Consider the following 22,798-nt stretch of genomic DNA (forward strand, 5'->3'; position numbering starts at 1 on the left):
TAGGCATCAGGCCAGCGCCTCCGGACCGAAGGCGTCCGGAAGGACCTCGGACATCGGCTTCACGCCCGAGACGGTCATCAGCAGCAGCTCGGCGCCGCCGTTCTCCCAGAGCAGCTGACGGCATCGGCCGCAGGGCATGATGACCTCGCCGGAGCCGTTGACGCAGACGACGTGGGTGAGGCGGCCGCCGCCGGTCATGTGCAGGGAGGAGACCAGCCCGCACTCGGCACACAGCGTCACGCCGTAGCCGGCGTTCTCGACGTTGCACCCCTGGAGCAGACGTCCGTCGTCTGCGTATCCGGCAACTCCGACGGGGTAGTTGGAGTAGGGCGCGTACGCATGTTTTGCGGCTTCAACCGCCTGCGCACGCAGTCCTTCCCAGTCAAAGGCCTCTGCGGCGTACGTCTGCTTCTCGGTCATGGTTCGACCTTAAGCCTGTCCGGACAACCGAGCACAAGGTACGAGGCTTAGGCTTCGTCGAGATCAAAAGTTGGTAACCGTTCGCGTAATCCCTGGTATTGCTCGGTCTTTGGGGAGAACGTTCGGACATGAATGTCCTTTGCGCCGTCATTCGCGGAGCAACGACCTGGAGGCACCAGTGAAGAAGAACATGAAGAAGGCCGCCGCCGGCGGCGTCGCCGCGGTCCTGTCCGCTGCCGCCCTCGCCGCGTGCGGCGAAGCGCCGGCCGAGCGCGCAGGGGAGAAGAACAGCGACTACCTTCCCTGCATCGTCTCCGACTCGGGCGGCTTCGACGACAAGTCGTTCAACCAGCTCAGCTTCGAGGGTGTGAAGGACGCCGCCGATGAGCTGGGCTCGAAGTACAAGGACGTCGAGTCCAACAGCGAGAACGACTACGCCGCCAACCTCGAGGGTCTGGTCGGGCAGAGCTGCGACACCATCGTGACCGTCGGCTTCGCCCTCTCTGCGGCGACCATCGAGTCCGCCAAGGCCAACCCCGAGACCGAGTACGTCCTGATCGACGACGCGGCCGACGCCGACTTCGACGGCAAGACCGACGCCGAGAACATCAAGCCGATCCTCTACGACACCGCCCAGGCCGCGTTCCTGGCCGGCTACGTCGCCGCCGACTACACCAAGACCGGCGTCGTCGGCACCTACGGTGGTCAGCCCTTCCCGACCGTGACGATCTTCATGGACGGCTTCAAGCAGGGTGTGGAGTACTACGCCAAGACGAAGAAGAAGGACGTCAAGGTCGTCGGCTACGAGGGCGGCGAGAAGGGCTCCTTCACCGGCGAGTTCGTCGCCAACGAGAAGGCCACCAACACCGCCCGCCAGATCATCGACCAGAACGCCGACGTGATCCTGCCGGTCGGCGGCCCGATCTACCAGGGTGCGCTCACCGCGATCGCCGACTCCGGCAAGGACGTCGCCCTGATCGGTGTCGACGCCGACTTCTTCGAGACCGACCCGAACACCAAGGACGTCGTTCTCACCTCCATCCTGAAGAACATGAAGACCTCCACCACGGACGTCATCCTCGCCGCCGGTGAGGACAAGTTCGACCCGACGCCGTACGTCGGCACCCTCGAGAACGACGGGGTCGGCCTGGCGCCGTTCCACAACTTCGAGTCGAAGGTGTCCGAGACCCTCCCCGACGAGATCGAGGAAGTCACCGCCGGCATCAAGGACGGCTCGATCAAGGTCAACTCCTACCTCGCGAAGTGACCTACCCGGTGGTCCCGCTCGTCGGGACCACCACGACGAGGGGGCCGGATGCACCCGGCCCCCTCGCCACGTACCTCCGGAATTTCTCCACCCCTGCAAGGAATGATCCGTGCCATGAGACTCGCGCTTCGCGACATCACCAAGCGCTTCGGCTCCCTGGTCGCCAACGACCACATCTCCCTGACCGTCGAACCTGGTGAGATCCACTGCCTGCTCGGTGAGAACGGCGCGGGCAAGTCCACGCTGATGAACGTGCTCTACGGCCTCTACCAGGCCGACGAGGGCGAGATCGTCATCGACGACGTGCCGCAGCGCTTCAAGGGTCCCGGCGACGCGATGGCCGCCGGCATCGGCATGGTGCACCAGCACTTCATGCTCATCCCCGTCTTCACCGTCGCCGAGAACGTCATGCTCGGCCACGAGGCCACCGGGTTCGCCGGCAGCCTCGACCTCGACGCCGCCCGCAAGCGGGTCCGGGAGATCTCCGACCGCTTCGGCTTCCACGTGGACCCCGACGCGCTCGTCGAGGACCTCCCCGTCGGCGTCCAGCAGCGGGTCGAGATCATCAAGGCGCTCTCGCGCGATGCCGAGGTGCTCGTCTTCGATGAGCCGACCGCCGTGCTGACGCCACAGGAGACCGATGAGCTGATGGCGATCATGCGCCAGCTCAAGGAGTCCGGCACCGGCATCGTGTTCATCACCCACAAGCTGCGCGAGGTGCGCGAGGTGGCCGACCGGATCACGGTCATCCGCCGTGGCACCGTGGTCGGCGAGGCGTCCCCGGATGCCTCCAACGCCGAGCTCGCGGCCCTGATGGTCGGCCGCCCGGTCGAGCTCAAGGTGCACAAGGACCCGGCCGAGCCGGGCGAGCGCGCGCTGGTCGTCTCCGACCTCACGGTGACCGACGAGACCGGCCACATCCACGTCGACGGGATCAGCTTCCACATCGACGCGGGCGAGATCCTCGCGGTCGCCGGGGTCCAGGGCAACGGCCAGACCGAGCTCACCGAGGCGATGGTCGGCCTGGCTCCGCACGTCGAGGGCTCGATCAACCTCGACGGCCACGAGATCGTGGGCCGTTCGGTGCGCAAGGCGCTCGAGGCGGGCATCGGGTTCATCCCCGAGGACCGCCAGGTCGAGGGCCTGGTCAGCAACTTCACCATCGCCGAGAACCTCATGCTCAACCGCAGCTATGACGAGCCCTTCGTCTCCCGCGGCTCGCTGAACCTCAAGAAGCTCGACACCTTCGCCAAGGAGAAGCTGGCCGAGTACGACGTACGCGCCCCCGGGGTCTCGACCCTGGCCGGGCAGCTGTCCGGCGGCAACCAGCAGAAGGTCGTCGTCGCCCGAGAGCTCTCCCGTGACCTGCGGCTCCTGGTCGCCTCCCAGCCGACCCGCGGCGTCGACGTCGGTTCGATCGAGTTCATCCACAAGCAGATCGTGGCGGCCCGGGACTCTGGCGTCCCCGTGCTCGTCGTGTCCTCCGAGCTCGACGAGGTCGCCGCCCTCGCCGACCGGATCATGGTCCTCTACCGCGGGCGGGTCGTGGGCATCGTCCCCGCCGACACCCCGCGCGACACCCTCGGCCTGATGATGGCCGGCGAGTCTCCTGAAGGGAGCGATTCGTGAGCGAGAAGGGGCCGGAGAACCAGCCGGCCGAGACGACAGAGCCCACCGAGCCGACTGAGCCGACTGAGCCGGTGAAGGCGTCCTCCGACACCGACCGGGTGCCCGAGGCGAGCCGTTGGCACGTGGCGATGCGCGAGATCACCACCGGCAACGCGCTGGTCGCGGTGCTCTCGGTGGTGCTCGCGATGTTCTTCGGGTCGCTGATGATCCTCTTCACCGACGAGGATGTCCGCTACGGGCTCTCCTACTTCTTCGCCCGCCCCTCCGACACGTTCTTCTACGCGTGGGAGGCCATCTCGGGGGCGTACGTCTCGCTGTGGCGGGGTTCGGTCTACAACGACCTCGGCGGCACGTTCGTCCAGCAGATCAAGCCGATCACCGAGACGCTGAAGTTCGCCGCGCCGCTGACGCTGGCCGGGCTGGGCATCGGCCTGACCTTCCGCGCCGGGCTCTTCAACATCGGTGGCCGCGGTCAGATGCTGCTCGGTGGCGCCGCGGCCGCGTTCGTCGCGGTCAAGCTCGACCTGCCGATGATCGTGCACCTGCCGCTGGCGATCCTCGTCGGAGCGCTGGCCGCCGCCCTGTGGGGCGGGATCGCCGGCATCCTCAAGGCGCTCACCGGCGCCCACGAGGTGATCGTGACGATCATGCTCAACTACGTCGGCTACTACTTGGTCTTCTACGCGCTGACCCGCAAGTCGCTGCTCCAGGCGCCCGGCTCGGGCAACCCGAAGTCCGCGCCGATGCCGGAGTCGGCCGTCCTGCCGGATCTGCTCGGTCCGCAGTTCAACCTGCACGCCGGGTTCCTGCTGGCGGTGCTGGCGACGATCCTGGTCTGGTGGATCCTCAACCGCTCCTCGCTGGGCTACCGGTTCCGCGCGGTGGGTGAGAACCCGTCGGCGGCGAGGGCGGCCGGCATCAACGTCGGGGTCGCCTACTTCAGCGCGTTCCTGATCTCGGGCGCCCTGGTCGGTCTCGCCGGGGTCAACCAGGTGCTCGGCTCGGTGACCGACGGCGCGACCAGCGGCCTCGACGCCGGGATCGGCTTCGATGCGATCACCGTCGCGCTGCTGGGACGGTCGCGTCCGTTCGGCATCCTGGCCGCCGGGATCCTGTTCGGCGCGTTCAAGTCCGGTGGCTTCTTCATGCAGGCCTCCGAAGGCATCCCGGTCGACATCGTGCTGGTCATCCAGTCCCTGATCGTGCTGTTCCTCGCCGCGCCACCTCTGGTGAGGGCGATCTTCCGACTCCCCACGAAGGAGGCCTGAGGAACATGTCCACTGTCGATCTTCCGGTCAACTCCGACGCACCAGTCGTCGCCGAGCGCGTCCCGGGCCTGTGGAAGACGCCCATCGTCATGGCTGTGTTCACCGTGCTGGTGGCGCTGCTCGTCATCCTGGCTCCTCGCACCGGCGACTCCACCTTCAGGTGGAGCCGCGACGGCGACTGGTTCGCCATCCCCGACATCACGCTGCCGGCCAACGGCGTCGTGTGGACGGCCGTGGTGCTGTGCCTGCTGTGCACGGCGTACGCCGCCTGGAACGCTCGCGCCGGCCGCAAGACTCCCTTGGTGCTGGTCGCGGCGTTCGCCGTGATCGCCGTGTCCGGATTCCTGGCCTGGGCGGTCGCGGGCAAGACGCTGCCCGTGGTCGGCCTGCTCGCCGGCTCGCTGGCGCTGGCGGTGCCGCTCGTGTTCGGTGCGCTCGGCGGCGTAGTCGGTGAGCGGTCGGGTGTCGTCAACATCGCCATCGACGGCCAGCTGCTCTTCGGCGCCTTCGGCGCCGCGATCGTCGCCTCCCTCACCGGCAGCCCGTGGGCCGGCCTGGTGGCCGCGATGGTCGCAGGGATGCTGGTCGCGCTGCTCCTGGGCCTGTTCGCGATCACCTACTGGGTCGAGCAGGTCATCGTCGGTGTCGTCCTCAACGTGCTCGTGATCGGCTTCACCAGCTTCATGTTCTCCCAGGTCCTCTCGGAGAACGCCGCGGCGCTCAACAACCCGCCCCACTTCCCGCGCCTGGAGATCCCGCTGCTGTCCGGCATCCCGGTGGTCGGCCCGATCTTCTTCCGCCAGACGGTGCTGGTCTACATCATGTACGCCGCCGTCTTCCTCGTCGCCTGGGCCCTCTACCGGTCCAAGTGGGGCCTGCGCGTGCGTGCGGTCGGCGAGCACCCGAAGGCGGCCGACACCGTCGGCATCAACGTGATCGCGACCCGCTACCGCACCATCCTGCTGGCCGGCGCGATCGCGGGCATCGGCGGAGCGACCTACACGCTCGTCTCGGTGCCGTCCTTCGGCCGCGAGATGACCGGCGGTGCGGGCTATATCGCGCTGGCGGCGGTGATCTTCGGCAAGTGGGATCCGATCAAGGCGACGCTGGCGGCGCTGCTCTTCGGCTTCGCCTCCAACGTCGAGTCCGTGCTCTCGGTGATCGGCTCTCCGGTGCCGTCGCAGTTCATGCTGATGCTGCCGTACGTCGTGACGATCTTCGCCGTCGCCGGGCTAGTCGGACACTCGCGCGCACCCGCCGCCGACGGCATCCCGTACCGAAAGGGCTAGCCCCGAGCTAGACCAGCGCGCGGTGGGCGGCGGCGGCCAGAACCTTGGCGCCCACGCCCACCGCGCGTTCGTCGATGCGCAGGTCGCCCTGGTGGAGGTCGTAGGTGGGGCCGCCGGGGGTGCGTACGCCGAGCCGGAACATCGAGCCGGCGACCTGCTCCTGGTACCAGCCGAAGTCCTCGCCGCCGAGGCTCTGCGCGGAGACGACGGCACCCCGCTCCCCCAGAACCTCGCGGACGCTCTCGACGAGGATCTGGTGGGACTCCTCGTCGTTGCTCACCGGCGGCACACCGCGGGTGTAGTCGACGGCGGCGGTCACGCCGTAGGGGGCGATGATCTCGGCGACGACCTCGCGCACGACGTGCTCGACCTCGCTCCAGGCGTCGCTGTCGAGGATCCGCACGGTGCCTCCGACGGAGCCGTGGGCGGGGATCACGTTGTGGATCTGGCCGGCGGTGACCTTGCCCCAGACCACGCTCACGCCGGCCCGGGGGTCCATCCGCCGGCTCAGGATCACCGGCAGCTCGGTGGTCACCTTGGCGAGCGCGAAGACCAGGTCGCCGGTCAGGTGCGGGCGCGAGGTGTGACCGCCGGTGCCGCTGAGGTGTACGTCGATCAGATCGGCCGCGCTGGTCAGCGCGCCGGAGCGGATCCCGACGCGGCCGACGTCGACTGTCGGGTCGCAGTGCAGCGCGAAGATCCGCTCCACGTCGTCGAGCGCACCCAGGCTCATCAGGTGCAGCGCCCCGCCCGGCATGACCTCCTCGGCGGGCTGGAACAGCAGGCGTACGCCACCGGGCAGCGGTGACTCGCGATGCAGATCGGCCAGCGCGAGCCCGGCACCGAGCAGGGCGGTGGTGTGCACGTCGTGGCCGCAGGCGTGCGCGACCCCGGGAACGGTGCTCGTCCAGATGTCGGTGGTGACGTCGTCGACTGGCAGGGCGTCCATGTCGCCGCGCAGCGCGACGACCCTCGACTCCTTCCCGCCACCGCCCAGGTCGGCGATCAGACCGGTCGCGGACGGCCGGTCGACCTGCCAGCCCGCCTTCTCCAGTCGCTCGGCGATCAGCTCGGTGGTGCGATGCTCCTGCCAGGAGAGCTCCGGGTGCGCGTGGATGTCCCGGCGCAGGTCGGTCAGCTCGGCGTCGTAGGCATCGACTCGCTCGGCGAGGAAGGCAGCAGGCTCCAGCATGGTCCTGTCAGACTAATCCTTGTCGTAGGCGGCCAGGATCCTGTCCGCGGCGACGGTCGCCGGAAGCTCGCCTGAGAGCACCTCGGCACGCACCTCGTCGCGGATCGCCTTGACGCCCGCGGAGTGCTTGAGCCGCTGGTCGAGCTCGTCGCGGACGAGGGCCCAGGTGAAGTCGAGCTGCTGCTCGGCGCGCTTGGTGCGCAGCCCGTCCTTGCCGAGGTGCGTGCGGTGCGCCATCACCTGCTCCCAGACCGAGTCGACCCCGTCGTCGTGGAGCGCCGAGGCGGTGACCACCGGCGGCGCCCACTCCTCGCGGGAGCGCACCAGCCGGAGCGCGCCGGCGAGCTCGCGCGCGGCCGCGCGCGCCTCCTGGGCGCGGTGGGGGTCGTTGGGGTCGGCCTTGTTGACCGCGATCACGTCGGAGATCTCCAGGATGCCCTTCTTGATCCCCTGCAGCTGGTCACCGGTGCGCGCGATGGTGAGGAACAGGAACGTGTCCACCATCCCCGCCACGGTCACCTCGGACTGCCCGACGCCGACCGTCTCGACCAGCACCACGTCGTAGCCGGCCGCCTCCAGTACCGCCATCGCCTGCACGGTCGCCCTGGCGACCCCGCCGAGAGTCCCGGCCGACGGGGAGGGCCGGATGAAGGCGTTGGGGTCCACCGAGAGCCGCTGCATGCGCGTCTTGTCGCCCAGGACGGAGCCGCCGGTGCGTACGGAGGACGGGTCGACGGCCAGCACCCCCACCTTGAGGCCGTTGGCGGTCAGCCGGCTGCCGAGCGCCTCGATGAAGGTCGACTTGCCGACCCCCGGCACCCCGGAGATCCCGACCCGCACGGTGTCGCCCGCCGGGAGCTTGGTGAGCAGCTCGCGGGCGATGTCGCGGTGCTGGGGCTTGGTCGACTCCACCAACGTGATCGCTCGTGACACCGCCGCCCGCTTGCCGTCGCTGATGCCGTCGAGAAGGTCTTGTACGTCGGGCCCTGGCATGGCCAGCACCTTAGCCAATCGCGAACCCGGTCAGCGAGCGCGCTGCAGTACGTCGCGCACGACGCCGGGCAGCTGACCCGAACGTACGTCGTCCAGCGGCGCCCACGAGACACCCATCTGCACCGCGTACCAGCCGACGGCGGCGGCGATGATCGCCAACCCGACGACGGCGACGACCCAGCGCTGTGACGGCGAGGAGGCGGCGCGGGCGACCGGTCCGACGGTGTCACGCACCCGTTGCGAGGCGAGCCAGGCCGCGGACATGAAGACCATCGCGGCGACGTAGAGCACCGCGGTCAGCGGCAGCCCGAGCGCCAGGCAGCCGACCGCGACGGCGGCCGCGATCACGCCCGTCAGCGCGGTCAGCGCCGCCGTGCCGGGGACGGCGCGCACCAGGTCCCACGGTGAGCGGACGAGCGCCCACAGGCCGTCGTACCACTTCCGTCCTCGCGCCTCGCGACGCTTCGACAGATGGTCGGCGGCCAGCGAGACCGCCCGCAGCAGCCAGACGCCGAGGCCGAGCAGGGTGGCGCCCAGGAACGGGTACGCAGCCACGACCCCGGCGAGGATCGCGGCGAGCGCGACCAGGATCAGGAAGTGCATCGGCCCCGGCCAGCGCTTGAGGTTGGCGTGCTTGCTGGGTGGGCTCCAGCCGGGCTCGGGCGACGGAGCCGGTGGCGGAGCCTGCGGGTCGAACCGGCGCACCACCACGGGCTCGGCCGGCGCGTCGGCGACGGTCACCGCGGTCGGCGGCACCTCCTCCACCTGCGTCACGGCATCGCCGGCGGCGTCCGGGTCCACCAGCGTCGGCTTCAGCTCGGCGTCCGCCGGTGCGGCGGCCAGCGGCATCGTCACCGGCAGCACCTTGGTGACCGTCGAATCGGTTCCGGACCACGGCACCTCGGGCTCCATGAGCCACTCCCGCAGCTCCTCGAGACCCGGGCGGTCCTCGGGATCCGTCGCCAGGGCCGCCGTCAGGACCTCCCGCATGGACCCCTCGATGCCGTCGAGATCGTGCTGGCCGCGGCGTACCCGATCCAGGACGGCCATCGACGGACCGGTCCCGAACGGAGGTCGGCCCAGCAGCGCGTAGGCCGTGGTGGCGGCCCAGGAGTGCACGTCGCTGGCCGGCGAGGAAGGCGTCCCCTCCAGGATCTCCGGCGCCAGGTAGCCCGGGGTGCCGACCAGCCATCCGGTGAGGGTGATCTTGGGATCGTCGGCGACCCGGGCCAGCCCGAAGTCGATGAGCACCGGCGTACGCCCCTCCATCACGACGTTGGAAGGCTTGACGTCACGGTGCAGCACGCCGGCGTCGTGGCAGGCGGCGACACCGCCGGCCAGGCAGCGCGCCAGCCAGAACCGGTCCTCGCCGACGACGGGTCCGTCGTCCTTGATCCGGTCGTGCAGCGTCGGCCCGGGCACGTAGCGGGTCGCGACGTAGGGAAGGTCCGCGTAGGGGTCGGCGTCGACGATCTCGGCGATCCAGGGGCTGCGCACCTGCCGCAGCGACCGCACCTCGCGCTCCAGCCGGGCGCGCGTCTCCTCATCCCCCACGACGTGCGTACGCAGCACCTTCAGCGCCACCCGCTCGCCGGTCTCCTCGTGGCGAGCCAGGTGGACGACGCCCATGCCGCCCTCACCGAGCTTGCTGAGGATCTCGTAGGCGCCGACCCTCATCAGCCCGTCCCCGGATGCCCGCCCGGGGCGTAGGTCCGTCACAGCTCTGAGGCTAGACGAGCCCGACGCCCCCGGCGAGGACATACTCGGGCTACCGCTGGTCGAGCCGTGAGCGCCAGCGAGCGTGTCGAGACCAACACAGTCCCATCGAGCGCCGACGGGCCGTGTTGGTCTCGAGCCGGTCAGTGGTCGAGCTGCTCCCGCAGGCGACCGAGCAGGTCGATGGCGGAGTCGGCGATGACGGTGCCGGGCAGGAAGACCGCGGCAGCGCCCATCTGCTCGAGCGTGGCCACGTCGTCGGGCGGGATGACCCCGCCGATGACGATCATGATGTCCGGGCGCCCCTGCTCCTCCAGCGCCGCCTTCAGCGCGGGGAGCAGTGCGAGGTGACCGGCGGCCAGCGACGAGACCCCGACGATGTGTACGTCGGCGTCGACCGCCTGCTGCGCGACCTCCTCGGGCGTGGAGAACAGCGGGCCTACGTCGACGTCGAAGCCGAGGTCGGCGAAGGCCGAGACCACGACCTTCTGGCCACGGTCGTGGCCGTCCTGGCCCATCTTCGCGACCAGGATCCGCGGGCGGCGGCCCTCGGCCTCCTCGAACTCCTTGGTCGCCTTCAGCACCTCGGTGACCTTCGAGTCACCCGACGTCGTCGCCTCGTCCCGATACACACCGGAGATGGTACGGATGACGGCCTGGTGCCGGCCCCATGCCTTCTCCATCGCGTCGGAGATCTCCCCGACGGTCGCCTTCGCCCGGGCCGCGTCGACGGCCAGCTTGAGCAGGTTGCCGTCCAGGTTGCCGGTGCCGCTGGGCTTGCTCGTCGAACCAGCCGCGTTGGTGATGGCCTCCAGGGCCCGGCGTACGTCCTCGTCGTCGCGCTCCGCGCGCAGCCGCTCGAGCTTGGCGACCTGCTGCTTGTAGACCTGGTCGTTGTCGACCCTGAGCACGTCGAGCGGGTCCTCGGAGGGGAGCCGGAAGGTGTTGACGCCGATCAGCTTCTGGGCACCGGAGTCGAGGCGCGCCTGGGTGCGGGCGGCCGCCTCCTCGATGCGCATCTTCGGGATGCCCTGCTCGATCGCCTTGGCCATCCCACCGGCCGCCTCGGCCTCCTGGATGTGTGCCCAGGCGCGCTCGGCGAGATCGTGCGTCAAACGCTCGACGTAGTAGGAGCCGCCCCACGGGTCGATGATCTCGGTCGTGCCGGACTCCTGCTGCAGCAGCAGCTGGGTGTTGCGGGCGATGCGGGCCGAGAAGTCGGTCGGCAGCGCGATCGCCTCGTCCAGCGCGTTCGTGTGCAGCGACTGGGTGTGGCCCTGGGTCGCGGCCATCGCCTCGATCGCGGTGCGGCCGACGTTGTTGAAGACGTCCTGGGCGGTCAGCGACCAGCCGGAGGTCTGCGAGTGGGTCCGCAGCGAGAGCGACTTCGGGTTGGACGGGTCGAACTGCGACACCAGACGCGACCACAGCGCGCGGGCCGCGCGCATCTTGGCGACCTCCATGAAGAAGTTCATCCCGATCGCCCAGAAGAAGCTGAGCCGCGGCGCGAACGCGTCGACGTCGAGGCCCGCGGCCAGACCGGTCCGCAGGTATTCGACACCGTCGGCCAGCGTGTAGGCGAGCTCGAGATCGGCCGTCGCCCCGGCCTCCTGCATGTGGTAGCCGGAGATCGAGATCGAGTTGAACCGGGGCATCTTCGCGGCGGTGTAGGAGAAGATGTCGCCGATGATCCGCATCGACGTCACCGGCGGGTAGATGTAGGTGTTGCGGACCATGAACTCCTTGAGGATGTCGTTCTGGATGGTCCCGGCCAGCTTCTCCGGAGGCACCCCCTGCTCCTCGGCGGCCACGATGTAGAGCGCCAGCACGGGCAGCACAGCACCGTTCATGGTCATCGAGACCGACATCTGGTCCAGCGGGATGCCGTCGAACAGCGTCCTGGTGTCGTAGATGGAGTCGATCGCGACGCCGGCCATGCCGACATCGCCGCGCACGCGCGGGTGGTCGGAGTCGTAGCCGCGGTGGGTGGCCAGGTCGAAGGCGACCGAGAGGCCCTTCTGACCGGCCGCCAGGTTGCGGCGGTAGAACGCGTTGGACTCCTCCGCGGTCGAGAACCCGGCGTACTGCCGGATCGTCCACGGCTGGGTCGTGTACATCGTCGGGTAGGGCCCGCGCAGGAACGGGCTCAGGCCCGGGAAGGTGTCGAGCGCGTCGAGCCCCTCGAGATCCGCAGGCCCGTACGCAGGCTGGATCTCGATGCCCTCGGGACTCAGCCAGCCCTCGCCCGAGGGAGCGTCGGCGGAGTACGGCGGGGTCTCGCCCTGCAGCGGAAGGCCCTTGAAGGAGCTGGGGATGGTCATGCGAGCTTCTCCCTCGTAGCGGTCAGGAAGGCGAGCGCGTCGACACCCATCGAGGCGGCGTCGTCCACCTCGGCGTCGACGGCGTCGGGCTTCCCGGCGATGATCACGTGCGTGGTGCCGGCCTCGCGGAGGGCCGCGATCGCGGCCGCGCCCCACTCGGCGTACGTCTTGTCCGACCCGGCCAGGCAGACGACCGCCGGCGAACCCGCCGCGCGGTACTTCCCGGCGAGATCCTCGGCGTCGCTGGTCGCGCCCGCGACCTCGACGCCGATGCCACCGGCGGCGAGGAGGTTGGTCGCGAAGGTCGCCCGGGCGGTGTGCTGGGCGACCGTGCCGATGGTGGCGAGGAAGACCTTGGCGGTGGCGGGAGTGTCGCGCAGGGCCTCGAAGGAGGCGCCGTAGCGCACCACCCGCTCGTTCAGCGGGTCGACCGGCCGCTCCGGGAGCGTCTCGGCGAGGTTGGGGAACTCGGTGAGCCCGGTGATCGGGCGCCTGCGCCGAGCGATCGCCTTCTCCCGCTCGGCGGAGACCGCGGCGATCCGGTCACGGAAGGGCGAGAAGTCGTGGCCTCCGACGGCGTTCGCGCCGGTCCACTCCTCCTCGAGCTGGATGAACGCCTCCCAGCCGGCGGCGGCCATGTCGGCGGTCAGCTGCTCGACGGCGAAGGATCCGCCGGCGGGGTCGGCGACGGCCGCGACGTGGGACTCGTCGATCAGCAGGTGGGACACGTTGCGGGCGATCCGTCGCCCGAACCCGTCCGGTACGCCGTTGGCGGAGTCGAAGGGCAGCACGGTCACCGCGTCCGCGCCGCCGACACCGGCGGCGAAGGCGGCGACGGTGCCGCGCAGCATGTTCACGTAGGGGTCGTACTTGGACAGCATCGGCCGCGAGCTCACCGCGTGGATGCGCATCTCCACACCCTCGGCCCCGGAGAGCTCGAGGACCCGTGCCCACAGCTGACGAGCGGCCCGCAGCTTGGCGATCGTCGGGAACTGCTCGTCGGTGGCCGCGAACCGGAACTCGATCAGGCTCGCCGCCACGGCGGGCGAGAACCCGGCCTCGGTCAGCGCGCGCAGGTAGGCGACGCCGACCGCGACCGACCAGCCGAGCTCCTGCACGTCGGACGCGCCCAGATCATGCGCAGCCGTGGCATCGACAACGATCGCCCGCACCCCGATCCCCTGGGCGAGACGAGCGAGGTCGACCAGCTCGGCGAACGCCTCGTCGGGCGCCAGCGGCAGGTCGCGCAGCAGCGCGCCCATCGGGTCGGCACCCAGGTTGGTCGCGGCGTGCAGCCCGGTGCCACGCTCGGCGATCAGCGCGAGCAGGTTCTGGGCGACCTTGACCGCACCGATCGGCGCGTCGAGCACGATCGGCGCCAGGTCGAGGAGCACCTTGTCGAGGAGCACTGCGAGGTCGGTGGTCTCGTCGGCGGCCACCCACAACGAGGAGACCCCGCCGTCCAGGTCGACCAGAGCGGCCTCGTTGGCCGCCTTGGCGTCCACGCCGGAGAGACCGGAGACGAGCGAGCGGATGTCCCACGCGCCGGCGCGCGTGGGACGGGCCGCGTCGGCGAAGGACGTGTCCGGCAGGCCGAGCGGGGCGATCCGGAGTCCGTCGAGGGAAGTGCGCGTCAGCTTGTCCCAGACGAGCGAGTCGGCGTCGTCAGCGGTCAGCCGACCACTCTTGCGGAGGACGGCAGCGGTCGCCGCCTCCCACTCTGCCTGGGAATGGGCATCCGCCGGCTGGGCAAGGCGCAACGAGTCGTCGCGAGCGGCGTCGTTCATGGGTCGAACCTTAGGCCGATGAAGTGGCGGTGACCACAAAGTGTGAGGTTTACAACCGCTAACTGAGACACGCCGCTAGGTTGACCGCCGTGAAGGTACGTACTCCGGGCGGACAGGTCTATCGGATCACCCGACGATGGGTCCCGTGGCAGCGGAAGTCGCGCCGCCTGAGTCTCGACGCATTGGAGATCCCTCTCGGCGCGCCTTCGGGCGACGACCCGATCAGCATGATCCTCATGGTGCTCTGGCTCGTCATCGCGCTGCCGATCCTCGTCGTGGTCGTCGCGGTCATGCTGCTCACCGGCATCGAGCTCCTCCTCCTGCTCGCGATCCTCCCCTTCGCCATCGGCGCCCGGATCGTCTTCGGCCGTCACTGGACCGTCGAGGTCCGCCGCAGCTTCCACCCCATCCACGAGGAGCGCGCGGGCAGCTGGGCTGCCAGCGGCGTACGCATCACCGAGCTGGCGCGGGAGATCGAGGCGGGCAACGTCCCCGCGGACACCCTCGCCAAGCAGTCCTAGTCCCGCCACAGGCGCAGCAGCGGCAGGCCGGTGTAGACCAGCACCCACACGGGCCAGAAGAACCCCCTGCCGGTGAGGTGCCAGACCAGGACGGCGATCGCGCCGCAGATCAGGAACACCAGAAGATCGCGTACGAGACGGGGGCCCGCCCCACCAGGCGGGGCGGGATCCTCTCCCAGGTCGTCGACCACCGCGGCGAGGTCGGCGGACCGGGCAGCACCCCACACCGCCTCGGCTCGCGACTCCAGCTCGGGCGCGTCGATCCTCCCCGCGGCGTACGCCTCGACGAGCCGCGCCCGCGCGGCCTCGCGCTCCAGGTCACCGACCCTCGTCACAGCGCCTCCAGATCGAGCGCCCGGCCAGAGGCGTACAGGTCCTTGGGGCAGGTCGAGGCCGCGCAGTCCTGGTAGCGGTCGGCGAGCCTCGCGAGCGCCTTGACCGTCTCCGCGACCGACGGGTCGGCGGCGAGGTTGTGCTGCTCAAAGGGGTCCGAGGAGCGGTCGTAGACCTCGACCTGGCCGGTGTGCAGGCGGGCGTAGGTCCAGGAGCCGACCCGGACGCCGGACCACAGCTGTCTGCTCCCGTCGGTCACCCGCCAGCCGCCGATCGGGATGGCGCGGACCTGCTCGGGCGCGCTCAGCCACGGCATGATGTCGATCCCGTCCGGCGCCCGAGGTGGCCGAGCCCCGGCCGCCGCCAGCAGGGTGGCGGCGAGATCCGGGTTGGTGACCGGCGTCCGCACCGTGCGGCCGCGCGGAACCCCGGGACCGCTCATCAGCACCGGGATCCGCAGCGACTCGTCGTAGTGCCACAGCTTGCCGTTGAGGTTGTGGTAGCCGTTCGAGAAGCCGTTGTCGGAGGTGAACACGACCAGCGTCCGCTTCAGCTCGCCGCTGCGCTTGAGCGAGCCGATCAGCGAGGCGATGTTGCGATCCAGGCTGCGGATGGCCTCGAGGCGGCGCTGGTAGGCGATCCGGAGGGCGTCCTTCTTCCGTGGGTTGAACTTCCCGCGCCCGGGCGAGCCCTTCGCATAGCCCGAGGTGTCCTCGGGAAAGAGGTTGGGCCGCGCCGGGATCTGCGCGTTGTCGTAGAACCCGCGGTCCTGGGTGTCGGGCACGGTCACCGACAGGGCGGCGTCGGTGCCCGGGTAGATCTTCTTCGGGTCATCGGGCCCGGACGGCCCGCCGTGGTGCGGAGCCACGTAGTTGACCCAGGTGAACCAGGGTTTCCCGTTCGCGCGTTCGGCCGCGATCCCGGCCTTCGCGTGCTCGGTGATGACGGTCGAGGAGTAGCCCTTGGACTTGATGATCTCGCCGTTGACGTTGAACTTCGGCGACCGGAAGTTGTAGGTCGACGGGTCGACGGTCGCGCGCCACTGGTCCCACCCGGGCGGCACGTCGCCGCGGGTCGCACCCTCGCCGTAGCCGTTGAGGTACTTCCCCGCCAGGATCGTCGAGTAGCCCGCGTCCTGCAGCGAGGTGGCGACCGTCGCGGAGTCGTCGAAGGCCTGATAGCCGCCGTACGGCCCCTCGATCGTGCGCGCACCGTGGTTGTGGGCGTACTGCCCGGTCAGCAGCGAGGCCCGCGCCGGCACGCAGATCGGCGTCGGCGCGATCCCCTCGGCGAAGGAGACCCCGGTCCGCTCGACCAGCTTCCGCACCCGCGGCAGGTAGTCCATGTCGAGGGCGGAGAGGTCATCGACCGTGACCATCAGCAGGTTCGGCCTCTCCGCGGGCCGCTCCAGGGCAGGCGTACGCGTCGGGCCCGCCGCCACGGCGGCCGGCTCGTGCACCAGGCCGGTCACCGCGAGGGCACTCATCGCCACCGTCGCCACAGCAGCGCGCTTGCGACGCGTGAACAGATTGCCAGCCGGCATGACCAAACACTCCCAAAGTAATAAGAGTTATTTAGTCTACTTTAACCCGTTAGAGACCCGCCAGATCAAGCGGGCGGTCGGCGGCGTACATCTTCTTGGGGCAGCTGTCGCCGGCGCAGTCGCGGTACTTGTCGGTCAGATCGGCGAGGCGCGAGACCGTCTTGGCGCGGGCCGGGTCGTCGGCGAGGTTCTTCATCTCGTACGGATCGTTGGTGCGGTCGTAGAGCTCGACCTCACCGGTCGTCAGCTCGACGTAGGTCCACCGCCCCACGCGCACCCCGGACCAGAGCCGCGAGGTGCCGTCGGAGGTCGGCCACGCCTCGATCGGTACGACACGGGTCTGCTCGTGCGCACGCAGCCACGGCAGGATGTCGATGCCGTCGGGCTCGTGCGGGTCGTCGGCTCCGGCCGCAGCGAGCAGCGTCGTAGCGATGTCCGGGTTGGTCAGCGTGGTCCCGACCTCGCGCCCCTTCGGTACGCCGGGACCGCTCATCAGCACGGGGATCCGCAGCGACTCCTCGTAGTACCAGAGCTTGCCGTTGAAGTTGTGGTAGCCGCTCGAGAAGCCGTTGTCGGAGGTGAAGACGACCAGGGTGCGCGCCAGGTCGCCGCTCTTCTTCAGCCCACCGAGCAGGGAGGCGATGTTGCGGTCCAGGCTGCGCGCCGACTCGATCCGCCGCTGATAGGAGAGCCGGTAGGCGTCCTTCTCGATCTGCGAGGGGTTCTTCCGCGACGGGGACCCCTTCGGGAACTTCTTGCGCGCCTCCGGGAACAGGTTGGGCTGCGGCGGGATCGGCTTGTCGGCGTACTTGTCCCGGTCCTGCTTGTCCGGCACCGGCACGCCGATCGCGCCCTTCGTGCCTGGGAAGCGCTGCTTGGGGTCACCCTTCTCCGTCGGCCCGCCGATGTGCGGCGCCACGTAGTTGACCCACTGGAACCACGGCTTCTCCTCGGCCCCGGCCTTCTTCTTCCCATCCTTCTGCACAGCCGTCAGCGCCGCCTTCGCCTGCTGGGTGATGACGGTGGTCGAGTAGCCCTTCGGCTTCACCAGGCGCCCGTTGACGTTGAACTTCGCGCCCAGATAGTTGTAGGTCGACGGGTCGACGGTCGCGCGCCACTCGTCCCAGCCCGGAGGCAGGTCGCGCTCGGTCCCCGCCTCGCCGTACTCGTTGAGGTACTTCCCGGTGAACACCGTCGAGTAGCCGGCCTCCTGCAACGAGGTGGCCAGGGTCGCGGAGTCGTCGAAGGAGGGATAGCCACCCTCGGGACCGTGGATGGTGTGGGCACCGTGGTTGTGGGCGTACTGCCCCGAGAGCAGCGAGGCGCGGGCCGGCACGCAGATCGGCGTCGGCGCGACCGCGTCGGTGAAGGTGACGCCGCTGTCTCCCACGAGCTTCTTCACGCTCGGCAGGTAGTCCATGTCGAGGGAGGAGAGGTCGTCGACCGTGATCATCAGCAGGTTGGGCTTCTCGACCGGCATCTCGAAGGCCGGCGTGGCGGTCGAGGGCTGTTCAGAGACGCGCTCGCCCGACGGCTGCTGGGTCGGCGCCTGACCACAGCCAGCCAGCCCCATGACTCCGCCGACGACCCCAGCCACCGCGAGTGCTGCTGCCGAAAGCGTCCAGACCCGTCTGGGTACCGCCACTGATTGTCCTCATCACGCTGGTCGTCTACTGGTCGTGCCGATGGTTCATCCCAGGTCAACGCACACGTCGCGCTCTCGCCATCCCCGGGCAGGACGCTGGTCCTATGAAGATGGCGCTGGTCACCGAGAGCTTCTTTCCTACCATCGATGGTGTCACAACCACGGTGAAGGCCATCGCCGACCGCATGATCGAGTCTGGCCACGAGGTGCGGTTCATCGCGCCCGGCCCCGGACTCTCGGTCTACCGCAACAGCCGGGTCGTCCGCGTCTCGCCGATCGCCAAGACCGGTCGCCAGGTACGCAACGCCCTGGAGTCCTTCGAGCCGGACGTCGTGGTCACCTTCGACCCGGGCCGCCTGGGCCGCAAGGCGCTCTCGTCGCCGACGGCGGCTGCCGCGACGACGCTGGTCGTCCAGCAGTCCCCTCTCTCCCCCAAGGCGGCGCTCACCTGGAGCACCTCGATCGCCGCGTACGCCGATGAGATCTTTGTCACAAGCGAGTACCTGCGCCGCATGCTCGCGGCGATCGACGTCGCCGCCGAGGTGTGGGAGCCGGGGGTCGACACGGCCGCCTTCTCGCCCAGTCTGCGCGACGACTGGCTCCACCGCCGCTGGTCCAAGGCGAAGTCCCGACCCACACCGCTGGTCGTGGTCGGCTACGCGGGCAACCTCGCCAAGAGCCATGGCGTACGCCGCCTCGCCGAGCTCACCGTGGTGTCCGGGATCCGCCTCGTCATCATCGGCGACGGACCCCAGCGCGGATGGCTCAAGCAGCGGGTCCCGCAGGCGAAGCTGACCGGTCCGCTGGGCACCGGCGACCTGGCCATCGCCCTGGCGTCGCTCGACGTTCTCGTCCACCCCGGCGAGGAGGAGGGATGTGGCCACATCCTGCGTGAGGCCGCGGCCAGCGCCCTCCCGGTGGTCGCCCCGCGCGCCGGCGCGGCGGCCGAGATCGTCCAGCACATGGAGACCGGACTGCTCTACAACCCGGCCCGCGCCCGCGAGCTCGCGGACGCGGTCGCCTCGGTCGTCTCCGATCCCCGTCGGCACCTGCTCGGCGACCGCGGTCGGGAGCTGGTCGCGACGCGGCCGTGGACCGATGCGGTCGACGAGCTGCTGGCCCGTCTGGTCGCGCTGAGCGAGACCCGGTCCTCACGATCTCACGCCATCGCCGCGGAGAATGCACACCCTGCTGTTAGGCTTGCCTAACCCGTTACCGAGATACTCGTCAGTAACCCCACCCGCCCACGCAGCGACGAAAATGTCACATACTCCCTGCGTACAAGTTCGGGTATGAGGGGTAGTAGCGTGCGTGCCGTGGCAACCACGACTCTGATCAAAGGCGCGCGGTCGACGCGCTCGACGATCGCCCTGAAGCTCCTTATGGCGGCCAGCGGCATCGTCTTCATCCTGTTTGTGCTGGTGCACATGTACGGCAACCTCAAAGCCTTCAGCGGCGAGATCGCCTACAACGAGTACGCCGAGCACCTGCGTACGTTCGGGGAGCCGTACCTTCCGTACGGCGGGCTCCTCTGGATCCTCCGGGTGGTGCTTCTCGGCTCGCTGGTGGCGCACGTCGGCGCCGCGGTGGCGCTCTCCATGCGTGCGCACGCTCAGCGGCCCGTGAAGTACGCGGTGAAGAAGAACAAGGCTTCGTCGCTCTCCTCGCGCACCATGCGCTGGGGCGGCGTGACCCTGCTCGTCTTCATCATCTGGCACCTGCTCCACTTCACCATCGCGAAGATCAACGTGGGCGAGGGCGGACAGGCCCCCGACATCACCGAGAACCCCTACCGCCTCCTGGTGAACTCCTTCCAGCCGGAGCAGTGGTGGATGGTCGCCATCTACCTGTTCGCGATGCTCGCGCTCGCGTTCCACCTGCACCACGGCACCTTCAGCGCCATCCAGACGCTCGGGTTCACCAACACCGCTGAGTCGCGTGCCAGGGCCCGCGTCGCCGGCTGGGTCGTCGCGATCGTGATCGCCGGCGGCTTCTCGCTGGTCCCCCTGTTCACCGTCTTCGGCGTCATCTCGTAAGGACATCTGACACATGGCTGCTGGAACCCACTACCTGTCCGGCCTCACCCCGACCAACGAGGCACCGGTCCAGAAATCCGACGACGCCGCGGGCTACTACGTGCTCGGCGACAAGCTCGTCGACCCCAAGGCTCCGACCGGTCCGATCGCGGAGCGCTGGACGACCCGCAAGTTCGAGAACCGCCTGGTCAACCCGGCCAACCGCCGCAAGCTGTCGATCATCATCGTCGGCACCGGCCTGGCCGGCGGCGCCGCTGCCGCCACGCTCGGCGAGGCCGGCTACAACGTGAAGTCGTTCTGCTACCAGGACTCCCCGCGTCGTGCCCACTCGATCGCCGCCCAGGGCGGCATCAACGCCGCCAAGAACTACAAGGGCGACGGCGACTCGGCCTACCGGCTCTTCTACGACACGGTCAAGGGCGGCGACTACCGCGCCCGCGAGTCCAACGTCTACCGCCTCGCCGAGGAGTCGGTGAACATCATCGACCAGTGCGTGGCCCAGGGCGTGCCCTTCGCCCGCGAGTACGGCGGTCTGCTCGACAACCGCTCCTTCGGTGGCGTGCAGGTGTCGCGTACGTTCTACGCCCGCGGCCAGACGGGGCAGCAGCTCCTCATCGGCGCCTACCAGGCCATGGAGCGCCAGGTCGCCGCCGGCACCGTGGAGCAGTTCACGCGCCACGAGATGCTCGAGCTGATCACTGTGCCCAACGAGAAGGGCTCCGTCACGGCCCGCGGCATCATCGCCCGCGACATGGTCACCGGCGAGATCGAGACCCACCTGGCCGACGTGGTCGTGCTCGCGACCGGCGGCTACGGCAACGTCTTCTACCTCTCGACCAACGCGATGGGGTCCAACGTCACTGCCACGTGGCGTGCGCACCGCAAGGGCGCCTACATGGCCAACCCCTGCTACACGCAGATCCACCCGACCTGCATCCCGGTGACCGGCGCCCACCAGTCGAAGCTGACCCTGATGTCGGAGTCGCTGCGTAACGACGGCCGCATCTGGGTGCCGAAGAACGCCGAGGACTGCGCCAAGGACCCGCGTGAGATCCCCGAGGAGGACCGCGACTACTTCCTGGAGCGGATCTACCCCTCCTTCGGAAACCTGGTCCCCCGCGACATCGCCTCGCGCGCCGCGAAGTACATGTGCGACGAGGGCCGCGGTGTCGGTCCGGAGGTCGACGAGACCCAGCCCGACGGCACGGTGAAGAAGTTCCGCCGCGGCGTCTACCTCGACCTGGGTGCCGCGATCGAGCGCCTCGGCAAGGCCGCGATCGAGGAGAAGTACGACAACCTCCTCGACATGTACGAGCGGATCACGGGTGAGAACCCCTACGAGCTGCCGATGCGCATCTACCCCGCCGTCCACTACGTCATGGGCGGCCTCTGGGTCGACTACGAGCTCTCGACCAACATCGAGGGTCTCTACTGCACCGGTGAGGCCAACTTCTCCGACCACGGCGCGAACCGCCTCGGCGCCTCGGCGCTGATGCAGGGTCTGGCCGACGGCTACTTCGTGCTCCCGAACACCATCCGCGAGTACCTCGCCGACGGGCCGTTCGAGCCCATCTCCGAGGACCACCCGGCGGTCGTCGAGGCGAAGCAGTCGGTCCAAGAGCGGATCGACAAGTTCATGTCGATCAACGGCAGCCGCTCGGTCGAGTCGATCCACAAGGAGCTCGGCCTGATCATGTGGGAGTACTGCGGCATGGAGCGGACCGAGGAGGGCCTCAAGAAGGCCATCGGCCTGATCCGCGAGCTCAAGAAGGAGTTCTGGACCAACGTCAAGGTCCTCGGCTCGGCCGACTCCCTCAACCAGGACCTCGAGAAGGCCGGCCGTGTCGCCGACTTCATCGAGCTCGGTGAGCTCATGTGCATCGACGCGCTCAACCGGCGCGAGTCCTGCGGCGGCCACTTCCGAGGCGAGTCGCAGACCGAGGACGGCGAGGCGATGCGTCACGACGACGAGTTCGCCTACGTCGCGGCCTGGGAGTTCGGTGGCGAGGACGGCGCCCCGATCCTCCACAAGGAGGACCTGATCTACACCGCCATCGAGATGAAGCAGAGGTCGTACAAGTGAAGCTCACCCTCAAGATCTGGCGGCAGGCCGACGCGTCCGAGAAGGGTGCGCTCAAGACGTACGAGCTGGACGGGGTGTCCTCGGACATGTCGTTCCTCGAGATGCTCGACCTGCTCAACGAGCAGCTCCTGCACAACGACGAGGAGCCGGTCGCGTTCGACTCCGACTGTCGCGAGGGCATCTGCGGCATGTGTTCGCTGATGATCAACGGCGAGGCACACGGCCCGGAGGTCACCACGACCTGCCAGCTGCACATGCGTTCCTTCAACGACGGTGACACCATCACCATCGAGCCGTGGCGCGCCTCGTCGTTCCCGATCGTCAAGGACCTGATCGTCGACCGCTCCGCGTTCGACCGGATCATCCAGAACGGCGGCTACATCTCGGCCAACACCGGCTCGGCCCCCGAGGCCAACTCGGTGCCGGCCCCGCGCGACAAGGCCATGCGCGCGTTCAACACGGCCACCTGCATCGGCTGCGGCGCCTGCGTCGCCGCCTGCCCCAACGGCTCCGCCTCGCTGTTCCTCGGCGCGAAGATCACCCACCTCGGTGAGCTGCCGCAGGGCCAGCCGGAGCGCTACTCCCGCGTGCAGTCCATGGTCGGCCAGCACGACGCCGAGGGCTTCGGTGGCTGCACCAACATCGGCGAGTGCGCCTCCGCCTGCCCCAAGGAGATCCCGCTCGACGTGATCTCCCAGCTCAACAAGGACCTGCGCAAGTCGCTGATCCTCGGCTGACCCTCGGTTCCTGCGACG

General features: G+C 69.2%; 18 protein-coding genes. 9 read left to right on the forward strand and 9 right to left on the reverse strand.

Annotated elements, in window-relative coordinates; translation table 11 throughout:
• Positions 1-6 precede the first annotated feature (6 nt).
• Positions 7-420 carry a cytidine deaminase gene (locus OH802_RS29145; RefSeq protein ID WP_141802898.1) on the reverse strand — a complete coding sequence of 138 codons (414 nt, stop codon included), beginning with the start codon at positions 418-420 and terminating at the stop codon, positions 7-9.
• A 178-nt stretch (positions 421-598) separates the two neighbouring features.
• Between OH802_RS29145 and OH802_RS29150 the strand changes: the two genes are divergently transcribed.
• The 4 genes from OH802_RS29150 (at position 599) to OH802_RS29165 (ending at position 5,873) form a co-directional block, all read left to right on the forward strand.
• The gene (locus OH802_RS29150; protein WP_406023841.1) at positions 599-1,687 is read left to right on the forward strand and encodes a BMP family protein; all 1,089 of its coding nucleotides are present in this window, start codon (positions 599-601) and stop codon (positions 1,685-1,687) included.
• A 114-nt stretch (positions 1,688-1,801) separates the two neighbouring features.
• Entirely contained in the window at positions 1,802-3,316 is a 1,515-nt protein-coding gene (locus OH802_RS29155; RefSeq protein ID WP_406023842.1) for an ABC transporter ATP-binding protein, read from the forward strand.
• The gene (locus OH802_RS29160) at positions 3,313-4,584 is read left to right on the forward strand and encodes an ABC transporter permease (protein ID WP_406023843.1); all 1,272 of its coding nucleotides are present in this window, start codon (positions 3,313-3,315) and stop codon (positions 4,582-4,584) included. The genes OH802_RS29155 and OH802_RS29160 overlap by 4 nt, the downstream gene beginning before the upstream one ends.
• Positions 4,585-4,589: 5 nt before the next feature.
• Positions 4,590-5,873, forward strand: a complete 1,284-nt coding sequence (locus OH802_RS29165) for an ABC transporter permease (RefSeq protein WP_406023844.1) — start codon at positions 4,590-4,592, stop codon at positions 5,871-5,873.
• 7 nt (positions 5,874-5,880) lie between these two features.
• Here OH802_RS29165 and OH802_RS29170 read toward each other — a convergent pair whose 3' ends face one another.
• The 5 genes from OH802_RS29170 to OH802_RS29190 form a co-directional block, all read right to left on the reverse strand.
• Complete coding sequence (locus tag OH802_RS29170; protein WP_406023845.1) at positions 5,881-7,065, reverse strand: amidohydrolase; 1,185 nt, start codon at positions 7,063-7,065, stop codon at positions 5,881-5,883.
• Between the two features lie 12 nt (positions 7,066-7,077).
• Positions 7,078-8,076, reverse strand: a complete 999-nt coding sequence (meaB, locus tag OH802_RS29175; RefSeq protein ID WP_400460498.1) for a methylmalonyl Co-A mutase-associated GTPase MeaB — start codon at positions 8,074-8,076, stop codon at positions 7,078-7,080.
• A gap of 12 nt (positions 8,077-8,088) precedes the next feature.
• On the reverse strand, positions 8,089-9,777 hold the full coding sequence (locus OH802_RS29180; RefSeq protein ID WP_406023846.1) for a protein kinase domain-containing protein: 1,689 nt from the start codon (positions 9,775-9,777) through the stop codon (positions 8,089-8,091).
• 140 nt (positions 9,778-9,917) lie between these two features.
• Entirely contained in the window at positions 9,918-12,095 is a 2,178-nt protein-coding gene (gene scpA / locus OH802_RS29185) for a methylmalonyl-CoA mutase (protein WP_406023847.1), read from the reverse strand.
• A complete protein-coding gene (locus tag OH802_RS29190; RefSeq protein WP_406023848.1) occupies positions 12,092-13,882 on the reverse strand; it encodes a methylmalonyl-CoA mutase family protein in 1,791 nt (596 codons plus the stop codon). Before OH802_RS29190 ends, scpA begins: the two co-directional genes overlap by 4 nt.
• A gap of 89 nt (positions 13,883-13,971) precedes the next feature.
• Between OH802_RS29190 and OH802_RS29195 the strand changes: the two genes are divergently transcribed.
• Positions 13,972-14,403 carry a hypothetical protein gene (locus OH802_RS29195; RefSeq protein WP_406023849.1) on the forward strand — a complete coding sequence of 144 codons (432 nt, stop codon included), beginning with the start codon at positions 13,972-13,974 and terminating at the stop codon, positions 14,401-14,403.
• On the opposite strand, the gene OH802_RS29200 is transcribed toward OH802_RS29195, so the two are convergent.
• The 3 genes from OH802_RS29200 to OH802_RS29210 are packed head-to-tail and all read right to left on the reverse strand — an operon-like array spanning position 14,400 to position 17,924.
• A complete protein-coding gene (locus OH802_RS29200; RefSeq protein WP_406023850.1) occupies positions 14,400-14,738 on the reverse strand; it encodes a DUF1707 domain-containing protein in 339 nt (112 codons plus the stop codon). The genes OH802_RS29195 and OH802_RS29200 overlap by 4 nt on opposite strands.
• Positions 14,735-16,279 (reverse strand): sulfatase-like hydrolase/transferase, encoded by a 1,545-nt coding sequence (locus tag OH802_RS29205; RefSeq protein ID WP_406023851.1) that lies wholly within the window; start codon positions 16,277-16,279, stop codon positions 14,735-14,737. The genes OH802_RS29200 and OH802_RS29205 overlap by 4 nt, the downstream gene beginning before the upstream one ends.
• A 49-nt stretch (positions 16,280-16,328) precedes the next feature.
• On the reverse strand, positions 16,329-17,924 hold the full coding sequence (locus OH802_RS29210) for a sulfatase-like hydrolase/transferase (protein ID WP_406023852.1): 1,596 nt from the start codon (positions 17,922-17,924) through the stop codon (positions 16,329-16,331).
• 104 nt (positions 17,925-18,028) lie between these two features.
• Here OH802_RS29210 and OH802_RS29215 point away from each other — a divergent pair, with 104 nt between their 5' ends.
• From OH802_RS29215 to OH802_RS29230, 4 genes are all read left to right on the forward strand, one after another.
• Complete coding sequence (locus OH802_RS29215) at positions 18,029-19,132, forward strand: glycosyltransferase (protein ID WP_406023853.1); 1,104 nt, start codon at positions 18,029-18,031, stop codon at positions 19,130-19,132.
• Between the two features lie 108 nt (positions 19,133-19,240).
• Positions 19,241-19,960 (forward strand): succinate dehydrogenase cytochrome b subunit, encoded by a 720-nt coding sequence (locus OH802_RS29220; RefSeq protein WP_406023854.1) that lies wholly within the window; start codon positions 19,241-19,243, stop codon positions 19,958-19,960.
• A 13-nt stretch (positions 19,961-19,973) separates the two neighbouring features.
• Entirely contained in the window at positions 19,974-22,043 is a 2,070-nt protein-coding gene (locus OH802_RS29225; RefSeq protein WP_406023855.1) for a fumarate reductase/succinate dehydrogenase flavoprotein subunit, read from the forward strand.
• Entirely contained in the window at positions 22,040-22,780 is a 741-nt protein-coding gene (locus OH802_RS29230) for a succinate dehydrogenase/fumarate reductase iron-sulfur subunit (protein WP_355019698.1), read from the forward strand. Before OH802_RS29225 ends, OH802_RS29230 begins: the two co-directional genes overlap by 4 nt.
• Positions 22,781-22,798: the final 18 nt, after the last annotated feature.

Origin of the sequence: Nocardioides sp. NBC_00850 (assembly GCF_045207335.1) — a bacterium.
Taxonomy (GTDB): domain Bacteria; phylum Actinomycetota; class Actinomycetes; order Propionibacteriales; family Nocardioidaceae; genus Nocardioides.

What these genes read in the sequence shown, in the direction of transcription:
- OH802_RS29170 (WP_406023845.1), bottom strand. Translation starts at nt 7,065, where the DNA reads ATGCTGGAGCCTGCTGCCTTCCTCGCCGAGCGAGTCGATGCCTACGAC.
- OH802_RS29145 (WP_141802898.1), bottom strand. Translation starts at nt 420, where the DNA reads ATGACCGAGAAGCAGACGTACGCCGCAGAGGCCTTTGACTGGGAAGGA.
- scpA (WP_406023847.1), bottom strand. Translation starts at nt 12,095, where the DNA reads ATGACCATCCCCAGCTCCTTCAAGGGCCTTCCGCTGCAGGGCGAGACC.
- OH802_RS29205 (WP_406023851.1), bottom strand. Translation starts at nt 16,279, where the DNA reads ATGCCGGCTGGCAATCTGTTCACGCGTCGCAAGCGCGCTGCTGTGGCG.
- OH802_RS29155 (WP_406023842.1), top strand. Translation starts at nt 1,802, where the DNA reads ATGAGACTCGCGCTTCGCGACATCACCAAGCGCTTCGGCTCCCTGGTC.
- OH802_RS29165 (WP_406023844.1), top strand. Translation starts at nt 4,590, where the DNA reads ATGTCCACTGTCGATCTTCCGGTCAACTCCGACGCACCAGTCGTCGCC.
- OH802_RS29215 (WP_406023853.1), top strand. Translation starts at nt 18,029, where the DNA reads ATGAAGATGGCGCTGGTCACCGAGAGCTTCTTTCCTACCATCGATGGT.
- OH802_RS29225 (WP_406023855.1), top strand. Translation starts at nt 19,974, where the DNA reads ATGGCTGCTGGAACCCACTACCTGTCCGGCCTCACCCCGACCAACGAG.
- OH802_RS29190 (WP_406023848.1), bottom strand. Translation starts at nt 13,882, where the DNA reads ATGAACGACGCCGCTCGCGACGACTCGTTGCGCCTTGCCCAGCCGGCG.